The 3,226-nt window shown below is 34.5% G+C and carries 3 protein-coding genes; all 3 read right to left on the bottom strand.

The window, feature by feature from the left end; all coding sequences use genetic code 11:
- Nucleotides 1-255: 255 nt before the first annotated feature.
- Nucleotides 256-819: a hypothetical protein gene (locus EHQ16_RS19335; protein ID WP_135632078.1), complete on the bottom strand. Its 564-nt coding sequence runs from the start codon at nt 817-819 to the stop codon at nt 256-258.
- A gap of 309 nt (nt 820-1,128) precedes the next feature.
- Nucleotides 1,129-1,896: a TIR domain-containing protein gene (locus EHQ16_RS19330; RefSeq protein WP_135632077.1), complete on the bottom strand. Its 768-nt coding sequence runs from the start codon at nt 1,894-1,896 to the stop codon at nt 1,129-1,131.
- Between the two features lie 538 nt (nt 1,897-2,434).
- Nucleotides 2,435-3,082 (bottom strand): hypothetical protein, encoded by a 648-nt coding sequence (locus EHQ16_RS19325; RefSeq protein ID WP_135632076.1) that lies wholly within the window; start codon nt 3,080-3,082, stop codon nt 2,435-2,437.
- Nucleotides 3,083-3,226 lie beyond the last annotated feature (144 nt).

Here is a 3,226-nt window from a genome sequence, read left to right as displayed (position 1 = left end):
TTGAATTTTTTGGAAAATTTGCTATTTTTTGATAAAACCAATGTTTTGCAGCAATTACGCATAACGAACTAGACTTACCGAAGTTCCCTGACCCTGAGTCCCGGACGGGACGTTAGGGACTGGCACGTAGTTTGCGGATGCAAACGAGTGACAGAAAGGGAATTTGCCGAAGGCCGAGCGAGGGCTTGTCCCGAAGCGTAGCGGTAAGTCGCTGTTATACGACGTTTCAAATTGGTACATCCAATTGCTTTTGTTTTATAATAAAATAAAAATCGTTCCCCAAACTAGAATAAGATATAACCAAGCCAAGAAATCATTATCATTAAGCCTATATTCTTCATATACTTTCGTTCCAATAAGTTTTATACATTTTTCATTACTTCCATTTGGTAAACAAACAAATCCGAGGCCACCGACAAATTTATGTCCTTCAGCATTCCTTCTTATTTCTTTTTCTATAATTTGATCACAAATTTTAAACTCTAAAGAATCGTAAGTATAACCATATGGCAATATCAAGGGGAATGTTAAAAGCAGAGTAAGATAAGAAGCTCCTATTCCGCCGTATTTAATTTTAATATCTCCTTTTCTATAAATGATCTGTTTACATTGATCAGAAACGGTTTCAATTTTTGAAGGTTCACCATAAGTATTTAAAACAGTGTTTATATCTTTCTTCTTATATGCGGAATCTATTTCATATTCTTTTTCTTCAAATGTAATTACCCAAAATCCTAGAGCGGCACAATTATTAAAAAAGAATAAAAATAGGAAAATAGTAATTAATTTAGAAAGAAAGAAATTCTTAAATTTATTCATTTACGATACTTTTTAAATTTCAGAAGCATATTACAAGGTAAATTAATTGAAAATAGGCGTACATTTAATCTGAACTATAATGATAAAATTTGTAATTATCTATGATATTCTGATGGTTTATCATTTTGAAATGTCGTATAACGAACTAGTCTTCCCGAAGTTCCCTGTAGCCGAGCCTACGTAGTAGGCGTTGGCGTCGGCGCATCTTCTTGCGTAGCAAGAAGTGTGACGGAAGGGAATTTGCCGTAGGCCGAGTGAGGGCTTGTCCCGAAACGTAGCGGGAAGACGCTGTTATACGCAGTGACAGGTTTAGATTCTATTCCAGATCCATTTTCCAGATCTTATTATTGATCTTGTTGAGCTATAACCATTCCATTTTCCTTTTAGCTGATCATTTGTTCCATTAATTCCTAATTGAAATGATCCATGATAGCCTAGGTTATTATTAATAGTAGACCAATTGCCAGTAATGTAATGCTTATCTATTTCACCGATTGCTTCGTATTCATTATTAAGTGATTTAAATCGAGCGCGAAAATGATTTCCGAAATGTATTACCTGCACCTCGGATTTATTACTTCTTGGAATATAAAATTTATTTACTATCCAATTCTGAATCCAATTACCATTCAGTTTTCCCGTTTTGTCTTTGATGAACTGTGAAATTTCATCAGAGACCTTTTGTAAATCTAAATCTTTTGTTCCCTTTTTAAATTTTACTTCTAGAGTATAAAGACCTTTTATATCCGAAGGAATTTTTATGTTTGGTGGATGTAGGATTAAACAATTTTTTCTACCTAGAGCGGAAAGGAAAATACCGTACTCTAGTATCACATTATCACGAGCAGAAAAATATTGTTTTTTTCTAGAAATGACTTTATCATCTTCAAAAAAAAGAAAAATGCCGCCATCATATTGATTTCTTTTTTCTATTAGTGTATCAATTGGAAAATCATTTTTACTAAAAAAATTGTCAGTCCATAAGTCTATTTCACAGAATTCATTTATCATACTTTTTAAATTTTCTGCGAAGACTTTACTCTCGCCAGATGAGGCACAAAAAAATTTTGGTTTCATATATTTTTTCCTGTCATTGCGTATAACGAATCAGGTTAACCGACGTAGGCTGGCCCTGAGTCCCGAATGGGACGTTAGGGATTGGCACGAGGCTTGCGTAAGCAAGAGGAGTGACAAAAGCCTATGTGTCGTAGACCGAACGAGGGCGTAAGTCCCGAAGTGATGCGGTTAGCCGTTGTTATTTGCAGTGTTCGATGTTTAGTATCGAATTTTATGGAAATGCAATGCATTTAAGTTTTGCTTCTCTTTTCTTTCTTTTTCACTTTTTTAAATTTCTGAGTATTTTTGTTTTTTTTACAATTCGATTGTGAAAAGGAATACATTTGAAAAGATTTTTAAACTTAATTATCGAATATTGCAAATAACGAACTAGACTTACCGAAGTTGTCCGACCCTGAGTCCCGGAAACGGGACGTTAGGGACTGGCACGTAGCTTGCGTAAGCAAGGCGAGTGACAGGAGGAAAATTTGCCGTAGGCCGAGCGAGGCCTTGTGCCGAAGCGTAGCGGTAAGTCGCTGTTATGCGTAGTAGACATTGTTTATGAATTTTTAATTCTTTCGATCCAAAGTATCATCTTTTCGACTTCAATGATTTGGCTTTCGACCTCTTCTTTTTCGCTTTCATGCATACGTAAGGCACTTTCTTTTTCTGCTCGCACTCCGATTCTTTGAATTTGCTTATATTTTGAGTTACTGAAATATTGGTTTGCTATTTGGGAATTTTTTGCTCTTGCTTGTTGATTAGTGGATCTGATCGATGCAGAAATTTCCTTTTTTAAAATTGTTAATTCTTTTTTTATTTGTTTAAGTTCAACGAGTAATGCTTTTGCTTGTGAAATGTCATCGGGAGTTTTGTCAATCCACTCCTGAAGTTGTTCAGCCAGTGAAGTATTTTCACTAATATGGGATTTACTTAAACTAATTTGATTTTCTATTTTTCTTATAGGAAATTTAGAAGTAAACAATCGTTTAAAAAATGGAATTGATTGATAATCAGTCTTAGCTTTTATTAATTGTTTATTTAGATCATTTATTTGATTATTTAAAACAAAATTAGATTCAAATAAGATTTTTATTTGATCAGAGGCATTCGAATCCCATGTTGCTACTGCGTCGAAATTAGTTATCCCTTGCACCGATTGTAGAAGTTTTTTAGCTTCAGATTGCTTCTGAAAGTAATTATCCATCTTGTATTTCCTTTAAGTTTAAAATATTTATAAGTTTTTTTTATAGAAGAAATTTATGTCTATTACGCATAACGATTGAGTGGAGACGACGTTCCCCGGCCCTGAGTCCCTGTAGGGGACGTTAGGGACTGGAACGACGCTTGC

Origin of the sequence: Leptospira kanakyensis, from assembly GCF_004769235.1 — a bacterium.
Lineage (GTDB): Bacteria > Spirochaetota > Leptospiria > Leptospirales > Leptospiraceae > Leptospira_A > Leptospira_A kanakyensis.
Note: the sequence above shows the minus strand (reverse complement) of the source record. Positions and strands in the feature narration are given on the sequence as shown.

What these genes read in the sequence shown, in the direction of transcription:
- EHQ16_RS19335 (WP_135632078.1), bottom strand. Translation starts at nt 819, where the DNA reads ATGAATAAATTTAAGAATTTCTTTCTTTCTAAATTAATTACTATTTTC.
- EHQ16_RS19330 (WP_135632077.1), bottom strand. Translation starts at nt 1,896, where the DNA reads ATGAAACCAAAATTTTTTTGTGCCTCATCTGGCGAGAGTAAAGTCTTC.
- EHQ16_RS19325 (WP_135632076.1), bottom strand. Translation starts at nt 3,082, where the DNA reads ATGGATAATTACTTTCAGAAGCAATCTGAAGCTAAAAAACTTCTACAA.